This is a genomic window from Nonomuraea sp. NPDC049607, from assembly GCF_040675375.1.
Taxonomy (GTDB): domain Bacteria; phylum Actinomycetota; class Actinomycetes; order Streptosporangiales; family Streptosporangiaceae; genus Nonomuraea.
Genome location: NZ_JBFAOV010000025.1, coordinates 70,386 through 90,558 on the forward strand (window position 1 = coordinate 70,386; position 20,173 = coordinate 90,558).

17 protein-coding genes are annotated in these 20,173 nt (G+C 71.2%); 4 read left to right on the forward strand and 13 right to left on the reverse strand.

The features are described from left to right. Positions 1–172: 172 nt before the first annotated feature. Positions 173–1,063 carry a peptidylprolyl isomerase gene (locus tag AB0J97_RS36190; protein ID WP_357703299.1) on the forward strand — a complete coding sequence of 297 codons (891 nt, stop codon included), beginning with the start codon at positions 173–175 and terminating at the stop codon, positions 1,061–1,063. A 60-nt stretch (positions 1,064–1,123) separates the two neighbouring features. Here the strand turns inward: AB0J97_RS36190 and aspS are convergent, their stop codons facing one another. The 3 genes from aspS to AB0J97_RS36205 are packed head-to-tail and all read right to left on the reverse strand — an operon-like array spanning position 1,124 to position 4,793. Beyond that, the gene (gene aspS, locus AB0J97_RS36195) at positions 1,124–2,860 is read right to left on the reverse strand and encodes an aspartate--tRNA ligase (protein WP_357703297.1); all 1,737 of its coding nucleotides are present in this window, start codon (positions 2,858–2,860) and stop codon (positions 1,124–1,126) included. Beyond that, positions 2,857–4,116 (reverse strand): histidine--tRNA ligase, encoded by a 1,260-nt coding sequence (hisS, locus tag AB0J97_RS36200; RefSeq protein WP_357703295.1) that lies wholly within the window; start codon positions 4,114–4,116, stop codon positions 2,857–2,859. Before hisS ends, aspS begins: the two co-directional genes overlap by 4 nt. Continuing rightward, positions 4,116–4,793 carry an MBL fold metallo-hydrolase gene (locus tag AB0J97_RS36205; protein ID WP_357703293.1) on the reverse strand — a complete coding sequence of 226 codons (678 nt, stop codon included), beginning with the start codon at positions 4,791–4,793 and terminating at the stop codon, positions 4,116–4,118. Before AB0J97_RS36205 ends, hisS begins: the two co-directional genes overlap by 1 nt. Before the next feature lie 138 nt (positions 4,794–4,931). Between AB0J97_RS36205 and AB0J97_RS36210 the strand changes: the two genes are divergently transcribed. The 3 genes from AB0J97_RS36210 to AB0J97_RS36220 all read left to right on the forward strand — a co-directional run bounded on the left by AB0J97_RS36210 (position 4,932) and on the right by AB0J97_RS36220 (position 8,225). After that, the gene (locus tag AB0J97_RS36210) at positions 4,932–5,804 is read left to right on the forward strand and encodes a peptidylprolyl isomerase (protein ID WP_357703291.1); all 873 of its coding nucleotides are present in this window, start codon (positions 4,932–4,934) and stop codon (positions 5,802–5,804) included. Between the two features lie 62 nt (positions 5,805–5,866). After that, positions 5,867–7,096, forward strand: a complete 1,230-nt coding sequence (locus AB0J97_RS36215; protein ID WP_364097415.1) for a DUF349 domain-containing protein — start codon at positions 5,867–5,869, stop codon at positions 7,094–7,096. A 40-nt stretch (positions 7,097–7,136) separates the two neighbouring features. Continuing rightward, positions 7,137–8,225 carry a cupin domain-containing protein gene (locus AB0J97_RS36220; protein WP_357703287.1) on the forward strand — a complete coding sequence of 363 codons (1,089 nt, stop codon included), beginning with the start codon at positions 7,137–7,139 and terminating at the stop codon, positions 8,223–8,225. Positions 8,226–8,240: 15 nt separating this feature from the next. Here the strand turns inward: AB0J97_RS36220 and AB0J97_RS36225 are convergent, their stop codons facing one another. The 10 genes from AB0J97_RS36225 to AB0J97_RS36270 all read right to left on the reverse strand — a co-directional run bounded on the left by AB0J97_RS36225 (position 8,241) and on the right by AB0J97_RS36270 (position 19,989). Then, entirely contained in the window at positions 8,241–10,430 is a 2,190-nt protein-coding gene (locus AB0J97_RS36225; RefSeq protein WP_357703285.1) for a bifunctional (p)ppGpp synthetase/guanosine-3',5'-bis(diphosphate) 3'-pyrophosphohydrolase, read from the reverse strand. Positions 10,431–10,601: 171 nt separating this feature from the next. Continuing rightward, positions 10,602–11,120 (reverse strand): adenine phosphoribosyltransferase, encoded by a 519-nt coding sequence (locus AB0J97_RS36230; RefSeq protein ID WP_357703283.1) that lies wholly within the window; start codon positions 11,118–11,120, stop codon positions 10,602–10,604. A gap of 233 nt (positions 11,121–11,353) precedes the next feature. After that, complete coding sequence (gene secF / locus AB0J97_RS36235; RefSeq protein WP_357703281.1) at positions 11,354–12,343, reverse strand: protein translocase subunit SecF; 990 nt, start codon at positions 12,341–12,343, stop codon at positions 11,354–11,356. A 1-nt stretch (position 12,344) separates the two neighbouring features. Continuing rightward, positions 12,345–14,105 (reverse strand): protein translocase subunit SecD, encoded by a 1,761-nt coding sequence (secD, locus tag AB0J97_RS36240; protein WP_364097505.1) that lies wholly within the window; start codon positions 14,103–14,105, stop codon positions 12,345–12,347. A 91-nt stretch (positions 14,106–14,196) separates the two neighbouring features. After that, entirely contained in the window at positions 14,197–14,580 is a 384-nt protein-coding gene (yajC, locus tag AB0J97_RS36245) for a preprotein translocase subunit YajC (protein WP_357703279.1), read from the reverse strand. Between the two features lie 218 nt (positions 14,581–14,798). Then, positions 14,799–15,830 carry a Holliday junction branch migration DNA helicase RuvB gene (gene ruvB, locus AB0J97_RS36250; protein ID WP_357703277.1) on the reverse strand — a complete coding sequence of 344 codons (1,032 nt, stop codon included), beginning with the start codon at positions 15,828–15,830 and terminating at the stop codon, positions 14,799–14,801. 48 nt (positions 15,831–15,878) lie between these two features. Beyond that, on the reverse strand, positions 15,879–16,499 hold the full coding sequence (ruvA, locus tag AB0J97_RS36255; RefSeq protein WP_357703275.1) for a Holliday junction branch migration protein RuvA: 621 nt from the start codon (positions 16,497–16,499) through the stop codon (positions 15,879–15,881). 41 nt (positions 16,500–16,540) lie between these two features. Further along, on the reverse strand, positions 16,541–17,062 hold the full coding sequence (ruvC, locus tag AB0J97_RS36260; protein ID WP_357703420.1) for a crossover junction endodeoxyribonuclease RuvC: 522 nt from the start codon (positions 17,060–17,062) through the stop codon (positions 16,541–16,543). A 105-nt stretch (positions 17,063–17,167) separates the two neighbouring features. Next, positions 17,168–18,310, reverse strand: coding sequence for a GNAT family N-acetyltransferase (locus AB0J97_RS36265; protein ID WP_364097422.1), 1,143 nt, complete (start codon positions 18,308–18,310; stop codon positions 17,168–17,170). 11 nt (positions 18,311–18,321) lie between these two features. Next, on the reverse strand, positions 18,322–19,989 hold the full coding sequence (locus AB0J97_RS36270; RefSeq protein ID WP_364097425.1) for a sugar ABC transporter permease: 1,668 nt from the start codon (positions 19,987–19,989) through the stop codon (positions 18,322–18,324). Positions 19,990–20,173 lie beyond the last annotated feature (184 nt).

Consider the following 20,173-nt stretch of genomic DNA (forward strand, 5'->3'; position numbering starts at 1 on the left):
ATCACTCCTTGGTAGGGGCCTCACCTGGACTACGAATTCTCATACCGAAAGGTTCTATCTCCCACTTGCCCCAGTCAGTGGCTTCCGCCACTTACGCCCGGCACATATCGGAGGCCGGTAGCATTCGCGGAGTTGTTTGGTCATGTGTCGGCAAAGATGAAGGAGACAACCGGTGAGCGGCGACGACCGCCAGAGCGAGCTGGCCCGGGAGCACAAGGAGCGGCAGGCGCGGCGCGCGGCCGAACAGACCGCCAAAGGCAGGCGGAACACCTTCATCGGCGCGGGCGTGGCCGTCGTCGTGGTGGCGGGCGGCATCTTCGCCGCGACCACCCTGATGGGCGACGACAAGAAGACGGCCGCGGCGGCGAGCACGCCCACGCCCTCCGCCAGCACCAGTTCTCCCGCGCCGACGGAGCTGCCGAGCACCGCGCCGCCGAAGAAGGCGGGCGAGGTGTCGTGCACGTACAAGCGTGACGACTCCGCGCCCAACAAGTTCGTCGGCCTGCCGGGCAAGCGGCCCAACCTGAAGCTCAAGACGATGACCGTGACCACCAACCACGGCAACATCGTCATCGACGTCGACGCGAACGCGACCCCGTGCTCGGTCAACTCGATGGCGTTCCTGGCCAGGAAGGGCTTCTACAACAACACCAAGTGCCACCGGCTGGCGACGCCGGAGACGGCCGGCCTGTTCCTGCTGCAGTGCGGCGACCCGCAGGCCAAGGCCGACGGCAGGAACCCGACCGACGGACAGGGCACGGCCGGCTACGTGTTCGGCGACGAGGCCGCCGGCACCATGTCCTACACCAAGGGCGTGGTGTTCCTGACCCAGCCCGACGGCGCCGCCGGGCAGAACAGCAGCCAGTTCGCCATCTCGCTGTCGGACGAGAACGGCCAGCTGGAGCCGCAGTACTCGGTGCTCGGCATGGTGCGCTCCGGCCTGGAGATCATCGAGAAGGTCGCCAAGGACGGCGTCATCGTCAACGGCGACGACATCGTGGGCGACGGCGGCTCGACCGCGCCGAAGAACCCCATCATCATCAAGCGCGTCACGCTGAGGTAGCTCGGCACACGAGAACGGCGGGCGTCCCCTGCGGAAAGGGGGACGCCCGCCGTCGTCGTGTCAGGCCTCGGACTTGGGCTGGGCGTCGACGCCCGCCTCCTTGCGCTGCTCGGCCGTGATCGGCGTCGGCGCGGCGGTCAGCGGGTCGAAGCCGGAGGCGGTCTTCGGGAACGCGATCACATCGCGGATCGAGTCGCCGCCGGACAGCAGCATGCAGATCCGGTCCCAGCCGTAGGCGATGCCGCCGTGCGGGGGCGGGCCGTACTTGAACGCCTCCAGCAGGAAGCCGAACTTGCTCTCGGCCTCCTCCTTGGAGATGCCGAGCACGTCGAAGACGCGCTGCTGCATCTCGGCCCGGTGGATACGGATCGAGCCGCCGCCGATCTCCATGCCGTTGCAGACCATGTCGTAGGCGTAGGCCAGGGCCTCGCCCGGGTGGTCCTGGAAGTTGTCGGCCCACTCCGGCTTGGGGCCGGTGAACGGGTGGTGCACGGCCGTCCAGCCGCCCTCGCCGTCCTCCTCGAACATGGGGGCGTCGACCACCCACAGGAACGACCACTGCGACTCGTCGATCAGGCCGCAGCGCCGGCCGATCTCCAGCCGGGCCGCGCCCAGCAGGTCGCGGGAGGCCGAGCGGGCGCCGGCGGCGAAGAAGACCGCGTCGCCGGGGTTGGCGCCGACCTTGGCGGCCAGGCCGGACAGCTCCTGCTCCGACAGGTTCTTGGCGACCGGGCCGCCGAGCGTGCCGTCCTCCTGGACCAGCACGTACGCCAGGCCCTTGGCGCCGCGGCTGCGCGCCCACTCCTGCCAGCCGTCGAGCTCCTTGCGGGTCTGCGAGCCGCCGCCCGGCATGACCACCGCGCCGACGTAGTCGGCCTGGAAGACGCGGAAGGAGGTGTCGGCGAAGTAGTCGGTCATCTCGACGAGCTCCTGGCCGAAGCGCAGGTCGGGCTTGTCGGAGCCGTAGCGGGCCATGGCGTCGGCGTAGGTCATGCGCGGCAGCGGCATGGGGATCTCGTAGCCGAGGATCTCCCGCCACAGCCGGCCGACCAGCTTCTCGCCGACCTCGATGACGTCCTCCTGGTCGACGAAGGACATCTCGACGTCGATCTGGGTGAACTCGGGCTGGCGGTCGGCCCGCAGGTCCTCGTCGCGGTAGCACTTGGCGAGCTGGTAGTAGCGCTCCAGGCCGGCGACCTGGAGGAGCTGCTTGAACAGCTGCGGCGACTGCGGCAGGGCGTACCAGTTGCCGGGCTGCAGGCGGACCGGCACCAGGAAGTCGCGCGCGCCCTCGGGGGTCGAGCGGGTCAGCGTCGGGGTCTCGACGTAGACGAAGCCGAGCTCGTGCATCACCTCGTTGGCCAGGTAGGTGGCCTTGGAGCGGGTGCGCATGGCGCCGGCGACCTGCTGGCGGCGGATGTCGAGGTAGCGGTACTTGAGCCGGGCCTCCTCCGACACGCCCACGTTGCCCTCGATGGGGAACGGCAGCGGCGCGGACTCGCTCAGCACCTCGACCCGCTCGGCCACGACCTCGATCGCGCCGGTGGGCAGCTCGGGGTTGGCGTTGCCCTCCGGGCGCACCCTGACCTGGCCGACCACCTGCACGCAGTACTCGGCGCGCAGGTCGTGGGCGTGGTCCTCCTCGCGGAAGACCACCTGCGCCGAGCCGGAGGCGTCGCGCAGGTCGATGAAGACAACGCCGCCGTGGTCACGGCGGCGGGCCACCCATCCTGCGAGCGTCACCTGCTGCCCGGCATGCTCCTCACGGAGCGACCCGGCCGTATGCGTGCGGATCACTGCACTTTCCCTTTCAAAACGTCGGCGACCTGGGCCAGCGGCACCTCGGTCTGTTCAGCGGTGGTCAGGTCCTTCAGTTGCACGGCCTCGGCCGCGAGGTCACGCTCGCCCAGGATCAGCGCGAACCGGGCGCCGGATCGGTCCGCGCCCTTCATCGCGCCCTTGAGCCCCTTGCCGCCGAAGGCCATGTCGGCGCTGATGCCCGCCTCGCGCAGCTCGGAGAGGAGCAGGAACATGCGGCGGCGGGCGTCGTCACCCAGCGGGACACCGTACACCTGGACGCGGCCCGGCGCGGCCTCGCCGAGCAGCCCCTCGGCCTCCATCGCCAGGTACGTGCGGTCGACGCCGAGCGCCCAGCCGACGCTGGGCAGCGGCGGGCCCCCCAGCACCTCGCTGAGCCCGTCGTAGCGGCCGCCGCCGCCGACGGCCGACTGCGAGCCGAGCCCGCCGTGCACGAACTCGAACGTGGTGCGCGTGTAGTAGTCGAGCCCGCGCACGAGCCGCGGGTCGTCCTCGAAGGCCACGCCCGAGGCGGTCAGCAGCGAGCGGACCTCCTCGTGGTAGCTCTTGCACGCCGCGCACAGGTGGTCGACCACCAGCGGCGCGCCGGTGAGCTGCGCCTGCACCTCGGGCCGCTTGTCGTCGAGCACCCGCAGCGGGTTGATCTCGATGCGGGCCCTGGTGTCGGCGTCGAGGTCGAGCCCGCGCAGGAACTCCTGCAGCGCGGCCCGGTAGGCGGGCCGGCAGTTCTTGTCGCCGAGCGAGTTGACCAGCAGCTTGACCTGCCGGAGCCCGAGCGAGGCGAAGCCCCGCGCGCCGAGCACGATCAGCTCGGCGTCGAGCGCCGGGTCCTCGGAGCCCAGGGCCTCGGCCCCGACCTGCCAGAAGTGGCGGTAGCGGCCCTTCTGGGCACGCTCGTAGCGGAACTGGCTGCCGGAGTACCACAACTTGACCGGGAGCTGGCCGGTGTGCAGGTTGTGCTGGAGCACGGCGCGCACGACCGAGGCGGTGCCCTCGGGGCGCAGGGTCAGCGACCTGCCCGCCTTGTCGGGGAAGGTGTACATCTCCTTCGACACCACGTCGGTTGACTCGCCCACGCCTCGCTTGAACAGCTCGGTGTCCTCGAAGACGGGAGTCTCGACGTAGCCGTAGCCCGCCCGCCTCAGGGGCGCGGCCAGCGCCTCGCGCACGGCCAGGATGGCCTCGGAGCTGGGCGGCAGCCAGTCGAAGGTGCCTTTGGGTGCTTGGAAGCTCATTAGATCCCTCGTGTGGGACCGGCCTGCGGCGCCGCTTCCTTCAGGTAAGGGTTGGTGGCGCGCTCGCGGCCGATCGTGGTCTGTGGTCCGTGGCCCGGCAGGACGACCGTATCGTCAGGCAGCGGCAGGCACTTGGTGGCCAGGCTGCGCAGGATGGTCGCGTAGTCGCCGCCGGGAAGGTCGCTACGGCCGATGGAGCCGGCGAACAGCAGGTCGCCCGAGAACATGATCTCGTCGCCGGGCAGCCGGAAGCTCACCGACCCCCTGGTATGGCCCGGGGTGTGGTCGACCACGAGATCGAGGCCCGCCAGGCTGAGCTCCGCGCCGTCGGACAGCTCGCGCACGTCGTCGGGCTCGCTCAGCCTGATGTCGCCGAACAGCGAGACGCCGCCGCCCCAGCCGGCCGAGGGGTCGCTCAGCAGGTGGCGGTCGTCGGGGTGGATCCACGCGGGGACGTCGCGCGCGCCGCAGACGGGGGCGACCGACCACACGTGGTCGAGGTGGCCGTGCGTGAGCAGCACCGCGACCGGCTTGAGCCGGTGCTCGCGCAGCAGCTCGTCGACGCCTTCGGCGGCGTCCTGGCCCGGATCGACGATCACGCACTCCTCGCCGGCCGCGGGCGCGACGACGTAACAATTGGTCTGGAGGGCCCCTGCGGGGAAGCCTGCGATGAGCATCTGCCTCAGGTGATCTCGTCGAAAAGCCAATGGGAATGTAACCGAAGGGTACCGGTGCGGGTCGCCGGGCTGCGAATCATTACCCATTGGCCGATACGATTCGCCCACCTCAGTTGATTGACTATGGGAGGCAAAGCGGTGGCCACGGGCAAGGACCGGCAGAAGCAGCTGGCACGTGAGCACTACGAGCGGCAGATGCAGCGCCGCATCGAGCGCGAGCAGAAGGCCAAGCGCACCGCGATCATCGGCTCCACGGTCGGCGTCGTGGTCGTGGTGGGCGGCATCGTGGCCGCGGTCGCGCTCCTCGGCGGCGGCGACTCGAAGACCGAGGCGGCCGCCTCGCCTTCGGCCTCGGCCCCGCAGGACACCGCGTCGGCCGCGGCCGACAAGGGGCCCAAGCCGTACGACGCGGCGGCCGGCACCTGCGACTATGTCAAGGAGGCGGCCGGCGGCCAGGTCAAGGACGTCGGCATGCCGCCGGCCAAGGTCAAGACCGAACCGGCCAAGAGGACGATGACGCTCGACACCAACCTGGGCGCCATCGTGGTCGAGCTCGACAACGCCAAGGCGCCCTGCACGACCAACTCGCTGGCCTTCCTGGCATCCAAGAAGTTCTACGACGGCAGCAAGTGCCACCGGCTCGGCAGCGACAAGTTCCCGATGCTGCAGTGCGGCGACCCGACGGCCAAGGCCGACGGCAAGAGCCAGGACGGCGCGGGCGGCCCCGGCTACGTGATGGCCGAGGAGAACCTGCAGGGGGCGGCGTACAAGCGCGGCACGGTGGCGATGGCGAAGACGTCGGCGCCGGGCAGCACGGGGAGCCAGTTCTTCCTCGTTTACGGCGATCTCGGACTCACCCCGGATTACACGCCGGTGGGTACGATCACCAAGGGGCTCGACATCCTGGACAAGGTGAACAAAGCGGGCATCATCGCTGACATGGGAGATGGGACCGGAGCACCGAAGCAAACCCTCGAAATCAAAGACGTGACAATCGCCGGCAAGAGCTGACGTAATACAAACTAGGGACGAAGTAGTCCCGAAGGGTCTGATGGATAGTGCGGGAGGACACGGTGAGCACCGACCCGTGGGGCCGGGTAGACGACGACGGCACCGTCTACGTGCGTACGGCTGAGGGAGAGCGGGCCGTCGGCTCCTGGCAGGCCGGTGAACCCGAAGAGGCACTGGCCTACTTCCATCGCAAGTACGACGAGCTGTCGGGCCAGGTACAGCTCCTCGAACAGCGGGTCAAGGGCACCGACCTGGCGCCCGCGCAGGCCGAGGCGAGCATCGCCAAGCTGCGCGAGGCCGTCGCCGACGCCCACGCCGTGGGTGACCTGGCGGCGCTGACGGCCCGCCTCGACGGCCTGACCGAGCTGGTCGGCCATCGCCGCGAGGAGGTCAAGGCCGCCCGCGACCAGGCGCGCGCCGAGGCCAGGACGGTCAAGGAACGCATCGTCGCCGAGGCCGAGCGCATCGCCGACGAGACCACCCACTGGAAGTCGGGCGGCGAACGGCTGCGCCAGCTCGTGGAGGAGTGGAAGGCCGCCGACCGGATCGACCGGGTCACCGAGGCGGCGCTGTGGAAGCGCCTGTCGGCCGCCCGTACGGCCTTCGCCAAGCGCCGCAAGCAGTACTTCGCGGGTCTCGACGAGCAGCGCGAGGGCGTGCGCTCGGCCAAGGAGCGCATCGTCGCCGAGGCCGAGGCCATCGCGGGCTCCACCGACTGGGGCACGACCGCGGCGATCTACCGCGAGCTGATGCAGCAGTGGAAGACCGCAGGCCGCGCCTCACGCGAGGTCGAGGACGAGCTGTGGGGCCGCTTCAAGGCCGCCCAGGACCAGTTCTTCCAGGCCCGTTCGGCGGTCTTCGCCGAGCGTGACGCCTCGCTGGCGGCCAACGCCGAGATCAAGGAGGAACTGCTGGCCGAGGCCGAGAAGATCCTCCCGGTCACCGACGTGCGCACGGCCAGGGCGGCGCTGCGGCACATCCTGGAGCGCTGGGAGGCCGCCGGACCGGTGCCGCGCGAGCAGCGCGACCGGCTCGAAGGCGGGCTGCGCAAGGTCGACGAGGCCGTGCGCAAGGCCGAGGACGCCGAGTGGAAGCGGTCCAACCCCGAGGCCAGGGCGCGCGCCCAGAGCACGGTCGACCAGCTCCGCGCCTCCATCGAGCAGCTGGAGAAGCGGCTGTCCAAGGCGCAGGCCGCCGGCCGGGCCAAGGACGTCAAGGAGGCCGAGGAGGCGCTGGTCGCCCGCCGTTCGTGGCTGGAGGAGGCCGAGCGCACGCTGACCGAGTTCAGCTGATCCGATCTTCGGAGGGCGGCCGGGGTCCTACGCTGACGGCATGGACCCCGTCAGCGTCGCGCGCGCCCTCGTCGACGAGCTGTTCCCCGGCGCCCTGTACGCCTTCGTCGGCGGCAGCGTGCTCACCGAGCGCCGCACCCGCACCTCCGACCTCGACGTCGTGGTGGTGCTCGACGGGCTGGCCGTGCCCTATCGCGAGTCCCTGCGCTGGCACGGCTGGCCCGTCGAGCTGTACGTCCACAGCGAGACCAGCCTCGACGCCTACGTCGACCGCGACCTGGCCCGGCGCAAGCCGGGCATGGCCCGCATGTGCGCCGACGGCGCGGTGCTGGTCGACCGCACCGGCGGCCGGGCCAGCGACCTGCAGACGGTGCTCGGCGAACGGCTGGCCGCCGGTCCCGGCGACCTGGCCGCGCCCCGCGCCGAACAGGCCCGTTACGGCCTGTCCGACCTGCTCGACGACCTGGCGGGCGCGACCGACCCCGGCGAGCAGCTGTTCATCCGCTGGCAGGTGGTCCAGGAGACCGCCAGGCTCGCGCTCGACGTGGGCGGCAGGTGGCGGGGCAACGGCAAATGGCTGCTGCGCGAGCTGCGCGAGCACGACCCGGCTCTGGCCGACGAGCTGCTGGCGGCCCACTCCGACCCGGCGCTCCTGACCACGGTGGCCTCAGGCGTCCTGGAACGGGCCGGAGGGCGCCTGTGGGAGGGCTACCGGGCCGAGGGCGACCCCTTCCACCTCCCGCTGCGTCACATCGCCGCTGAGGCGCTGTCGGGCGACACGGCGCAGAGCTCCGGGATGCGCCGGCTGGCCGCGATCAGCGGCGCCACGGCCGGTTCGTCGGCCCTGTGGATGGGCCAGACGCACGTCGCGCCCGCCACCCGCTCCTCCGACCACCACCACGGCGCCTCCGAGACCGCCATCTACGTCGTCAGCGGCACCCCGCGCTTCGTCTTCCTCCAGGACGGCCGCGAACGGCGGATCGAGGCGGCCCCCGGCGACTACGTCTACGTGCCGCCCTACACCCCGCACCGCGAGGAGAACCCCGACCCCGAGCGGGAGGCGGTCGTGGTGATCGCGCGCAGCACCCAGGAGGCGATCGTGGTCAACCTGCCGGACCTGAAGGGCTGAGCCGCCGGCGGCCCCTCAGCTGCCGGCGCCGCTCACCCGGTAGACGTCGAAGACGCCCTGGATGCTGCGGACGGCCTTGAGCACGTGGCCCAGGTGCTTCGGGTCGCCCATCTCGAAGGTGAACTTGCTGATCGCCACCCGGTCGCGCGAGGTCGTGACGGAGGCGCTGAGGATGTTGACGTGCTGGTCGGACAGGGTGCGCGTGACGTCGGACAGCAGCCGCGGCCGGTCGAGCGCCTCCACCTGGATGGCCACCAGGAACACGCTGTCGTCGCCCGGCGACCAGCTCACCTCGACCAGCCGGTCGGGCTGCTCCCTGAGCTGCTGGACGTTGGTGCAGTCGGCGCGGTGCACGGACACGCCGTGGCCGCGGGTGACGAAGCCCACGATCTCGTCGCCGGGCACCGGCGTGCAGCACTTGGACAGGCGCACCCACACGTCGGCGTCGCCCGCCACGACCACGCCCGCGCCGCCGCCGCGCGGACGGCCGCGCAGCCGGGTCGGCAGGGACGTCTCGGCGATGTCCTCCTCGGCGCTCTCCACGCCGCCGATCGAGGCCACGAGCTTCTGCACGACCGCCTGCGCGGCGATGTGCCCCTCCCCCACGGCCGCGTAGAGCGCCGACACGTCGGGGTAGCGCAGGTCGCGGGCGAGCGCCAGCAGCGCCTCGCCGGACATCAGGCGCTGCAGCGGCAGGCCCTGCTTGCGCATGGCGCGGCCGATGGCCTCCTTGCCCGCCTCGATCGCGGTCTCGCGGCGCTCCTTGGAGAACCACTGCCGGATCTTGTTGCGGGCCCGGCCGGACTTGACGAACTTCAGCCAGTCGCGCGACGGCCCGGCGTCGGGCGACTTGGAGGTGAAGATCTCGACCGTGTCGCCGTTGCCGAGCCGCGACTCCAGCGGCACCAGCCGCCCGTTGACGCGAGCGCCGATGCAGCGATGGCCGACCTCGGTGTGCACGGCGTAGGCGAAGTCGACCGGCGTGCCGCCCTCGGGCAGCGCGATGACCTGGCCCTTCGGGGTGAACACGTAGACCTCGGAGACCGACAGGTCGAACCGCAGCGACTCCAGGAACTCGCCCGGGTCGGAGGTCTCCTTCTGCCAGTCGAGGAGCTGGCGCAGCCAGGCCATGTCGCTGCCCGGCTTGACCTTGCCGGTCGGCCCCGGCGCGCCGACCTCCTCCTTGTACTTCCAGTGGGCGGCCACGCCGTACTCGGCCCTGTGGTGCATCGCGTGCGTGCGGATCTGCAGCTCGACCGGCTTGCCCTCCGGACCGATCACCGTGGTGTGCAGCGACTGGTACATGTTGAACTTGGGCATCGCGATGTAGTCCTTGAACCGGCCGGGGACCGGGTTCCAGCGCGCGTGGATCGTGCCCAGCGCCGCGTAGCAGTCGCGCACGCTGTCGACCAGGACCCGGATGCCCACCAGGTCGTAGATGTCGTCGAAGGCGACGTCGCGGGCGATCATCTTCTGGTAGACGGAGTAGTAGTGCTTGGGCCGGCCCTTGACCACCGCGCGGATCTTGGCCTCGCGCAGGTCGCCGGAGACCTTCTCGATGACCTCCTGGAGGAACAGGTCGCGCCGCGGCGCGCGCTCGGACACCATGCGCGCGATCTCGTCGTAGCGCTTGGGGTAGAGCATCGCGAACGCGAGGTCCTCCAGCTCCCACTTGATCGTGTTCATGCCCAGCCGGTGGGCCAGCGGCGCGAAGATCTCCAGCGTCTCGCGGGACTTCTGGTGACGCTTGTGCTCGGGCAGGTAGCGCATGGTGCGCATGTTGTGCAGCCGGTCGGCGAGCTTGATGATGAGCACGCGGATGTCGCGCGACATCGCCACGACCATCTTGCGCACGGTCTCGGCCTGCGCCGCGTCGCCGAACTTGACCTTGTCGAGCTTGGTGACGCCGTCGACCAGCGAGCCGATCGTGTCGCCGAAGTCGCCGCGCAGCTCGTCGAGGCTGTAGGCGGTGTCCTCGACGGTGTCGTGCAGCAGCGCGGCGCACAGCGTCTCGTCGTCGGTGCCCAGCTCGGCCAGGATCGTCGCCACGGCGAGCGGGTGGGTGATGTAGGGGTCGCCGGACTTCCGCTTCTGGTCGCGGTGGTGGTAGGCGGCCATGTCGTAGGCGCGCTCGATCAGGCGCAGATCGGCCTTGGGGTGGGTGGCCCGGACCGTGCGGAACAGCGGCTCCAGCACCGGATTCATGGCCCCACCCCCAAACCGCCGTCGACGCACCGCAGGAACGCCGGGCGCGTCGGCATTACCAGCGTCGGTTACGTCGGGCGCGACCACATCACGGGGCACTCAGACTCCTCACGTTCGAGTCCAGATCCCCCAGTGTATCCAGGCTGGGAACCCGGACTCGCTCGGGCCGTCTCAGACGATCACCAGGGAGTGCAGGTCGACGGCCGGGAGACGCTCGCGCCCCTTGAGAAAAGCCAGCTCCATCAGCACCGCGATGCCGACGACGTGCGCGCCCGCCCGTTCGACGAGCTCGATGGTGGCCTTGGCGGTGCCGCCGGTGGCCAGCACGTCGTCGACGATGAGCACCCGGTCGCCGGGCTCGAACGCGTCGCGGTGCACCTCGATGGTGGCCGAGCCGTACTCCAGGTCGTAGGACTCCTCCAGCGTCGCGGCCGGCAGCTTGCCCTTCTTGCGCACCGGGACGAACCCGGCCGCCGCCCGGTAGGCCACCGGGGCCGCCAGGATGAAGCCCCTGGCCTCGATCCCGACGATCTTGTCCACCTGGGTGAGGCCGGCCAGCTCCTCCACCACGGCCGCCATCGCGACCGGGTCGGCGAGCAGCGGGGTGATGTCCTTGAAGAGCACGCCGGGCTTGGGATAGTCGGGGACGTCCCTGATCCGGTCCAGGATCAACTGGGTGAGCTCACTCATCGTGCTTCCATCGCCTTCCTCACGGGTGCCGCGCTCCATGATGGCCTACTCCGGGCCCTCCTCGGACCGCCCGCCGTCCGGGACGCCCCTGAGATGCCCTCAGCCGTCCGCCGGAGCCGGAGCCCCGCCAGGGGTGCCCCGCACCCTCCTGGAACGCCGCAGAGCGCCCCTGAACGCGACGACGCCCCCACCCTGAACGGATGGGGGCGCCGGACGAAGCCCGGGAACGGGGCTCAGCCCTTCGCTACCGCTGCGCTTTTGGAACCCTTCGCCCCCTTGCCGGTGGTGGAGGCGAGCCGGCGCGCGATGGCCTGGTACTTCGGCTCCCGCTCCTTGAGCGTCACCAGCATCGGCGTGGCCACGCACAGGGACGAGTACGTGCCGACGAGCATGCCGACGAACAGCGCCAGCGACAGGTCCTTCAGCGTGCCCGCGCCGAGCAGCGTGGTGCCGATGAACAGGATGGCCGCCACCGGCAGGATCGCGACCAGCGAGGTGTTCAGCGACCGGATCAGCGTGTGGTTGAGCGCGTTGTTGGCCGCCATCGAGTACGTCATCTTGGAGGTCGTGCCCAGCTTGGCCGTGACCTCCTTGATCATGTCGAACACGACGACCGCGTCGTAGAGCGAGTAACCGAGGATGGTCAGGAAGCCCAGCAGCGTCGCCGGCGTGACCTCGAAGCCCGACCAGGCGTAGACGCCGGCCGTGATGACGAGGTCGTGGATGAGCGCGACGATCGCCGACAGGGCCATCTTCGGCTCGAACGCCATCGACAGGTACAGGATGATCGCGAGCATGAAGACGCCCAGGCCGATCCAGGCCTTCTGGGAGACCTCACCGCCCCAGGAGGCGCCGATCGACTGGACGCTGACGTCCTTGACCGGGACCTTGTAGTCCTTGGCGATCGTGGTCTGCATCTGGTTGAGCGTCGACTCCGACAGGGTCTCGGTGGTGACCCGCCAGTTGTCGCGGGCCCGCTGCACGATCACCTGGTGGGCGCCCTGCGTGCGGAAGTCCTCGCGGACCTCCTCGACGGTGCCGGTGCTCGCCGGGAACGTGAAGACCGTTCCGCCCTTGAACTCCACGCCCAGGTTGAGCCCGTTGAACAGGATGCCGGCGAGGGAGACGAGCAGCAGCAGGCCGGACAGGCTGTACCAGAGCCTCCACTTGCCGACGAAGTCGACATCGATCTCGCCGCGGTAGAGGCGACGCCCCAGTCCCATCTCAGGCCTCCTGCGGAGTGGTCGTGCGGGCCGGCTCGGCGCTCATGCGCTCGGCGTCGAGACCGGACAGCGGGTGCCCCTTGGCGAAGAACTTCAGCCTCGCCAGCAGGGCGATGAACGGCTTGGTGAACAGGAACACCACCACGATGTCGATCAGCGTGGTCAGGCCCATCGCGAAGGCGAACCCGGCCACACCGCCCACCGCCAGGAAGTACAGCACGATGGCGGCGATGAACATGACGGCGTCGGCGATCAGGATCGTGCGCCGGGCACGGACCCAGGCCACCTCGACGGCCGCGCGAAGCGTCCGCCGACCTTCCTTCATCTCATCACGTATGCGTTCGAAGTACACGATGAAGGAGTCGGCGGTGATGCCGATCGAGACCACCAGGCCGATGATGTGCGGCAGGGAGAGCCGGAAACCGGCGTTGTGGCCGAGCACGACCACCGCCGTGTACGTCAGGATCGAGGCCACGACGAGGCTCAGCACCGCGACGAGGCCGAGGCCGCGGTAGTACAGCAGCGAGTAGACGACCACCAGGCCGAGGCCGATGATGCCCGCGATCAGGCCGCCTTCGAGCTGGTCGGCGCCGAGCGTTGAGGACACGGTGTCGATCGAGCTGCGCTGGAACTTCAGCGGGAGGGCGCCGTACTTGAGCTGGTCGGCCAGGTTGGTGGCGCTGACCTGGTCGAAGCCGCCGGTGATCTCGGCGCGGCCGCCGGGGATCGGGCTGATGATGTTGGGGGCCGTGATGACCACGCCGTCGAGGACGACCGCCACCTTGTTGCGCGGCTCCTGGGCGTTGTAGGCGGTGGTGGTGAGCTTGCTCCACTCGCCCGCGCCCTTGCTCTTGAAGTCGAGCTGGACGACCCACTCCACGGTGCCCTGGCGCACGCCCGCCGAGGCGGTGTCGATGTCGGTGCCGACGACCTTGGCGACGTCGAGGACGTACTTGAAGCTGCCGTCGGTCTCGCAGGCCGCGTACTGCTTGTTCGGGTCGTCCTGGACGCCCTGGCCCCGGTTCTTGGGGTCGGTGCAGTCGAGCTTGTGGAACTGCTGCAGCACGGCCGGGTCGATGCCCTCGGTGTTGATGCCGGCGTTCGGGTCCTGCTTCGGCGGCGTGGTGGGCGGCGTGCTCGGCGCCGGCGTCGGCGTGGCGTTCCTGCCCTTGGTGTTCTGCTTCTGGCCCGTCTGGTTCTGGGCCGTCTGGTCACGGCCGGTGCCGGTCGTGGCCGAGGGCGTGGCGCCCGGCGTGGGGGCGGTCAGCGCGGACGACAGCGCCTTGCCCGTCGGGGACGCGCTCGGCGTGCCCACCGACTGCCGGCCCGACGGCCTGGCGGTCGAGGACGGCTTGGCGGTCGAGGACGGCTGCGCCGACGGCGAGGCGCCCGGCGTGGGCGCCTCGGTGGTCAGGTTCTGCGGGACCTGCGTGGCCTCCATGGCGAGCACCTGGCGGAAGCGCAGCTCCGCCGTGGTGGCGACCAGCTTGATGGCCTCGCTCTGTCCGACGCCCGGGATGGAGATGATGATGTTGTCGCCGGACTTGGCGACCTCCGCGTCGGAGATGCCGGTGCCGTTGACCCGGTCGCGGATGATGTTGACCGCGCGGTCGAGGATCTCTTCAGGCGGAGACTGACCGGACTGGGTCACGGGTGACAGCGTCACCGTCGTTCCGCCGGCGAGGTCGAGTCCAAGCTTGGGCGTGAACGCCTTCTGCAGGAACATCGTCCCGCCCAGGGCGAGGATGAGCGCCAGCAGCACCAAGAGCGTGCGCCCTGGTCGGCTGTGGCGGCTGGTCGGTCGGGCCACTGGTCGTCGATTCTCTCAGATAGGGGTTTGTCGCAGAGCTTAGTCAGGACTGCTTGGTGCTGGAGTCCTGATCGCCGTTACGCTCCACGGTCGCGTCGGACTCCTTGGTGTCACCGTCGGCGACATCGGTCTCGGCGACCGGCTCGTCGGTCACCACCGGGGCGTCACCGGGCTGGACCACACGGCCGATGGCGGCCTTGACCCAGCGCGTCTCGATGCCGGGCGCGACCTCGAGCACGACGTCCTCGTTGTCCACCGCGACCACCGTGGCGAACAGGCCCGTCGTGGTCATGACGCGGGCGCCCGGGGCCAAGGAGTTCTGCATCTGCTGCGCTTCCTGCTGGCGCTTGCGCTGCGGACGGATCAGCAGGAAGTAGAACACCACCACCAGAAGGATCAGCGGCAGGATGCTTCCGAGTTGTCCCATGTCCATAGGGGCGACCTTCCATAGTCGTTCAAGAATTTGACACCGGCCTCGCGCCGGAAATTCCGTTGCGTAGCTCTCGGGCCGCGCCGCTCAGCCCGTCAGCCTACACAGCCAGCCAAGCCACGGAGTGTAGGCGCTTGTTATGAAACGCGGCAACGAGGCAGCGATTCGGCGCGCGGGGAAGTTCCCGATTTGAAATGGTTGCAACCGTTTCGTGATCACGGTGAAACGGCGGCTCCGAACGCGTCCGGCGGTGGTGTCATACCCATATGTGTCCAGGCGGAAGCGGTCGCGACCCGGCCGCGCGGGGTCCTGGCCAGCAGCCCTTGGCGGACGAGGAAAGGCTCGGCGACCACTTCGACGGTCTCGGGCTCCTCGCCCACGGCCACGGCGAGCGTGGAGAGGCCGACGGGACCGCCGCCGAACTTGCGCAGCAGCACTCCGAGAACCGCCCGGTCGAGCCGGTCGAGCCCTTCGGCGTCGACTTCGTAAAGGTTGAGTGCGGCCGAGGCGATGTCCCGGTCGATCATCCCGTCCGCGCGCACGTCGGCGAAGTCGCGGACGCGGCGCAGCAGCCGGTTGGCGATGCGGGGCGTGCCGCGCGAGCGCCGGGCGATCTCGTGGGCGCCCTCCTCGGGCAGGACGACGCCGAGCAGCCGCGCCGACCGTTCGAGCACCTGCTCCAGCTCGCCGACGTCGTAGAAGTCCATGTGGGCGGTGAACCCGAACCGGTCGCGCAGCGGCGCCGGCAGCAGCCCGGCCCGCGTGGTGGCGCCGACCAGCGTGAACGGCGCGATGTCGAGCGGGATCGCGGTCGCGCCCGGCCCCTTGCCCACGACGATGTCGACCCGGAAGTCCTCCATGGCCAGGTAGAGCATCTCCTCGGCGGGCCTGGCCATGCGGTGGATCTCGTCGATGAACAGCACCTCGCCCTCCGTCAGCGTGGACAGGATGGCCGCGAGGTCGCCGGCCCGTTCGAGGGCCGGGCCGGAGGTGATGCGGAGCGGCATGTTGAGCTCGGCCGCGATGATCATGGCGAGCGTGGTCTTGCCGAGGCCCGGCGACCCGCTCATCAGCACGTGGTCGGGCGGGCGCTGCCGTCGCATCGCGCTCTCCAGCACCAGGGAGAGCTGCTCGCGCACCCGGCCCTGGCCGATGAACTCGCCCAGCCGCTTGGGCCGCAGCGCCGCCTCGATCTGCAGCTCGTCGCCGCCGGCGTCGGCGGAGACCAGCTCGCGCTCATAGTCCATGGCCACCGCTCCTCTCCGCGCGCCGGGACGTCGTCACGGACCTCATGATCATCTTACGCTGAGAGATCGTAGCGCCGCCTTCAGCAGCGCGGCGACCTGCGGCTGGCGCCCGGCCGCCAGGTCGGCCTCGGCCTCGGGCGCGACCCCGGCCACGGCCTCGTCGGCGTCTTTACCCGAGTAGCCGAGCCCCACCAGGCCGGAGTGCACCTGCTCGCGCCACAGGGCGGCGCGCCGGTCGCCGCCGATGGCCGCGTTGACGGCCTCCTCGGGGGTGCCGAGCCGGTCCTTCAGCTCCAGCACGATGCGCTGGGCGCCCTTCTGCCCGATGCCCGGCACCCGCGTGAGCGCCTTGAGGTCGGCGGCGGCCACGGCCATCCGCAGGGCGTTGGGCGTGTGCACGGCGAGCATCGACAGCGCCAGCTTGGGGCCGACGCCGCTGGCGGTCTGCAGCATCTCGAAGACGGCGCGCTCGTCGTCGCTGGCGAAGCCGTAGAGGGTCAGCGACTCCTCGCGCACCACCAGCGACGTGGCCAGCCTGGCCTGCTCGCCCACGCGCAGCGTGGCCAGAGTGCCGGGGGTGCAGTGGGTGAGCATGCCGACGCCCCCCACCTCGATCACGGCTCCGTCGGGTGCGACCGACGCCACCCTGCCCGCCACCGACGCGATCACGACTCGGTCTTCCTTTCCACGAAACGGCCGGCCCGCACGGGTCAGCGCCCCTTGCCGGCGCGGGCCATGGCCTCGGCCAGCCGATGCTGGGCGCCGCCGCGCCAGATGTGGCAGATGGCCAGGGCCAGGGCGTCGGCGGCGTCGGCCGGCTTGGGCATCTCGGCCAGCCGCAGCAGCCGGGTGATCATCGTGCCGACCTGCTTCTTGTCGGCCGTGCCGCTGCCGGTGACGGCGGCCTTGACCTCGGAGGGCGTGTGCAGCGCGACGGGCAGCCCCCGCCGGGCCGCGCACAGCACGGCGATGCCGGCCGCCTGCGCGGTGCCCATGACCGTGCGGACGTTGTGCTGGCTGAAGACGCGCTCCACGGCCACGGCGTCGGGACGGATCTCGTCGAGCCACCGCTCGATGCCGGCCTCGATGCCGACCAGCCGCGTGCCGAGCTCCTCGTCGGCGCCCGTGCGCACGACCCCGACGGCCACCAGCGACAGCGGCGCGCCCGGCCGCCCCTCGACCGCGCCCAGGCCGCACCGGGTCAGCCCCGGATCGACGCCCATCACCCGCACCGGCTTGCCTCCCGCGCCGCCGAACATCTGTTCGGCACGAGACTCTACCCCGGCTGAGCTGGCCGCGCACCGTGAATCGCCCGCCGCGAACGGCGGGCGGGCCCGTCAGAAGTAGTCGAGCATGTACGGCTTGGCGGCGAAGGCCGTGTCGAGCAGCTCGTCGTGGCGGTCGTCGCCGGACATGAGGCCGGTCCTGCGCAGCGTCGCGGTGGGGACGCCGGCGTACAGGGCGGAGAAGCCGCCCGCGCTCAGCGCCGCTCCCCCGCCGGCCGCCGGGGTGGCCGTTCCTGAGCCGCCGGAGAACTCCAGCCGGAAGGAGCCGCCGCCGCGCAGCGGGTCGTCCACGGAGACCACGGCTTCGCCGGTGACGGCGGCGGGGAAGCCCCGGCGTTCGACGGCGGCGGCCACGTCCAGCACCCTGAACATCCACCGCACCTGCGTGACGTGGTCGGTGGAGCGCTCGCCCAGGAGCCACAGCACCGGGTCGTCGGGGGCGACCGGCGCGGTGACCTTGCGGGCGATGGAGGACGAGCTGCCCACCATCGACCACAGCGCCCTGCTCGTCTCCTCCGACCCGGCGACGAGGTTCTCGACGTGCATGTCGTCGCCGTTCCAGCGGTAGACGAGGTAGCCGTCGTGGGCCAGGTAGAGGAAGTCGTCCTCGTTGGACAGCCAGATGCGCCAGGCGCGCTCGTCCCAGGCGACGGGGCCGCTGGAGCGGGCGGCGGCGTGCGTGCGGTGGAGCAGGGAGACGACCTCGGCGGCGTCGTCGGGGCCCATCCTGCGCAGCTTGACCTCGCCGGACGGCCTGATGCGGCGCAGCGACTCGGCGGGCAGCGTGATCATGTGCCGGGCGCCGGCGTGCTCGTAGCCGAGCGAGCGGTAGATCGGCGTGGTGGCGGGGTAGAGCGCCGAGACGGCGTCGCCGTGGGCGGCGGCGCGTTCGATGACGGCGCGCATGATGGCGGTGCCGACGCCGTGGCCGCGGTCCTCCGGGTTGACGGTGACCCCCGCGATGCCGGCCATGGGCTGCGGACGGCCGTACCACCATTGGGTGAAGCCGCGCAGCCGGGCCGAGGCGGCGAGCCTGCCGCCCTCGAACGCGCCCAGGTAGCGGCCCTCGCCGAGCGTGGACGTCACAGTGTGACGCCACCGCTCGACGTCCGCGGCGGAGATCGGGCCGAAGGAACGTTTACGCAGGTCGAGAACGTCGTCGAGGTCGTCGGGGGTGAGATCGCGAATTTCCACAACCCCCCAACCTACGGGGTGGTACGGGCAGGTCGCGAACCGTTGACGCTGATGGCGAGCCTGTCGAGATACAGGAGCTGGGCGGCCACGACGGCGGCCAGCGCGACCGCGACGACGACCGGCGGGGTGCTCGCGCCGACGTCGGGGGCGCCGTGGTAGCCGCCGAGCCGGGCCAGCTGGGCGACGGGCACGGTGAACAGCTCCGGGGTCTGGGCCACCAGCAGCGGCCACAGCGCGTCCTGGGCGTTGACCAGCGTGACCGCCCCGGCCAGCACGCCCGCCATGGGCAGGGACGGCAGCAGGACGCCGCCGAAGAAGTCCCTGTCGTTCCGCTCGGCCAGGCCCTTGCACAGCAGGGTCAGCACCAGCAGCGCCGGGACGCTGACCAACAGCGGGGGGAAGAGCGCGAAGAAGGTGTCCACGAGGCCCAGGTTGCGCATGTTCTGCCAGTCGGCGACGCCGAGCGGGCCCGTGCCGACGAACAGCCAGGGGGCGAACGCGAGCAGCAGCCACTCGCTGCGCGCGCCCAGGGGACGCAGGCCGCCGATGCCGAGGGCGGCCAGGTAGGCGACGCCGACCGACACCAGCGCGCCGGCCACGGCGGGGACCCAGGTGTTGGCCTGCGCGCGCAGACCGCCGACGTCGGCGCCGGCGTCGCCGCCCGCCAGGACGCCGGAGATCCACGGCCAGGCGCAGACGATCCCGGCGGCCACCACGAGCACCAGCGCGACGACGCCGGTGACCACGCCCGCCGTCCCCGGCCGGGCGGGGAACGCTCCATCCCGACCGGGCCCGGGCCGGGCGGCGGTCGCGGGCCTCGGCAGGACGGTGACCCGCAGCCGGGTGGCCGCGGCGACGACGACGGCGACGACGCCGAGCCCGCCGAGAAGCACCCCTGTCAGGGCCGCGACGGCCGCACCAGGGCCGAACTGGGCCATCCGGAAGGCGTAGTCGTACTGGAGGCCCGCGAGGGTCTGTGTGGCGCGCTCAGGGCCTCCACGGGTGAGCGTCATGCCGATCGAGAACGCCTGCGTCCCCACCGCGACGGTCGCCAGCGCCACCAGCACCGCCACGACGAGCGTGGCGGGTCCGGCGGTGCCGCCGCGCAGCGCGGGCAGGAACGCCGTCAGCGCCAGCGCGCACACCACCCCGAACGTGGCGGCCACGACGACGATCCGCAGCGTCCCGGGTGCCGTGGCGGGGTCGCGCAGGCCCTCGGCCAGCGAGGCGATGCCCGGGCCGTCGGGCAGCGTCCCGCGCAGCCAGGCCGCCGCCACGCCGACCGGGGAGAACGTCACGATCGCCAGCGACAGCACGACCAGGCCCGCCCGCCTGGCCAGGGAGCCGCCCCGGTCGAGCGCCAGCGCGAGCAGCGGCCCCACCACCACGGCCACCAGCAGCGGCCCGGCGGTCAGCGAGAGCGTGAAGCCCAGCGCCCGCCAGAAGTCCTCGCCGCCCAGCACCTTGCCGTAGTTGTCCAGGCCCACGAACCTGCTCTCCTGCAGCACGCCGCCGCTGTGCAGACTGAGCACGATCGTCTGGACCGTCGGAAGGACCAGCGTGATCAGGGCGCCGAGCAGCGCGGGGACGGCCAGCAGCCAGCCCAGGGCGCGGTAGGACGCCGGGGGCCGGACGGCCGGGGACGCCGGGACAGGGGTCGGTGGGATGGGGGAACTCACGTCGCCCGACCCTAGCCGCGCGGGGGCGCGGACGCACGCGTAAAGGGCGAGTGGGCCCTTGGTGTCGAACACCCCCGGCTCCGGCGAACACCACGCAAGCCGACCTTGGCCAGGTCTTGAGCAGGACACGGCCCGGAGAACGACCGAGGGCCCGGGGGGACGCCCCGGGCCCTCGGTCGTGCGC

Coding starts and splice junctions, on each gene's coding strand:
- AB0J97_RS36205 (WP_357703293.1), bottom strand. CDS start 4,793: ATGCTCATCGCAGGCTTCCCCGCAGGGGCCCTCCAGACCAATTGTTAC.
- AB0J97_RS36225 (WP_357703285.1), bottom strand. CDS start 10,430: ATGAATCCGGTGCTGGAGCCGCTGTTCCGCACGGTCCGGGCCACCCAC.
- yajC (WP_357703279.1), bottom strand. CDS start 14,580: ATGGGACAACTCGGAAGCATCCTGCCGCTGATCCTTCTGGTGGTGGTG.
- hisS (WP_357703295.1), bottom strand. CDS start 4,116: ATGAGCTTCCAAGCACCCAAAGGCACCTTCGACTGGCTGCCGCCCAGC.
- secF (WP_357703281.1), bottom strand. CDS start 12,343: ATGGGACTGGGGCGTCGCCTCTACCGCGGCGAGATCGATGTCGACTTC.
- AB0J97_RS36230 (WP_357703283.1), bottom strand. CDS start 11,120: ATGAGTGAGCTCACCCAGTTGATCCTGGACCGGATCAGGGACGTCCCC.
- AB0J97_RS36220 (WP_357703287.1), top strand. CDS start 7,137: ATGGACCCCGTCAGCGTCGCGCGCGCCCTCGTCGACGAGCTGTTCCCC.
- ruvB (WP_357703277.1), bottom strand. CDS start 15,830: ATGGACTATGAGCGCGAGCTGGTCTCCGCCGACGCCGGCGGCGACGAG.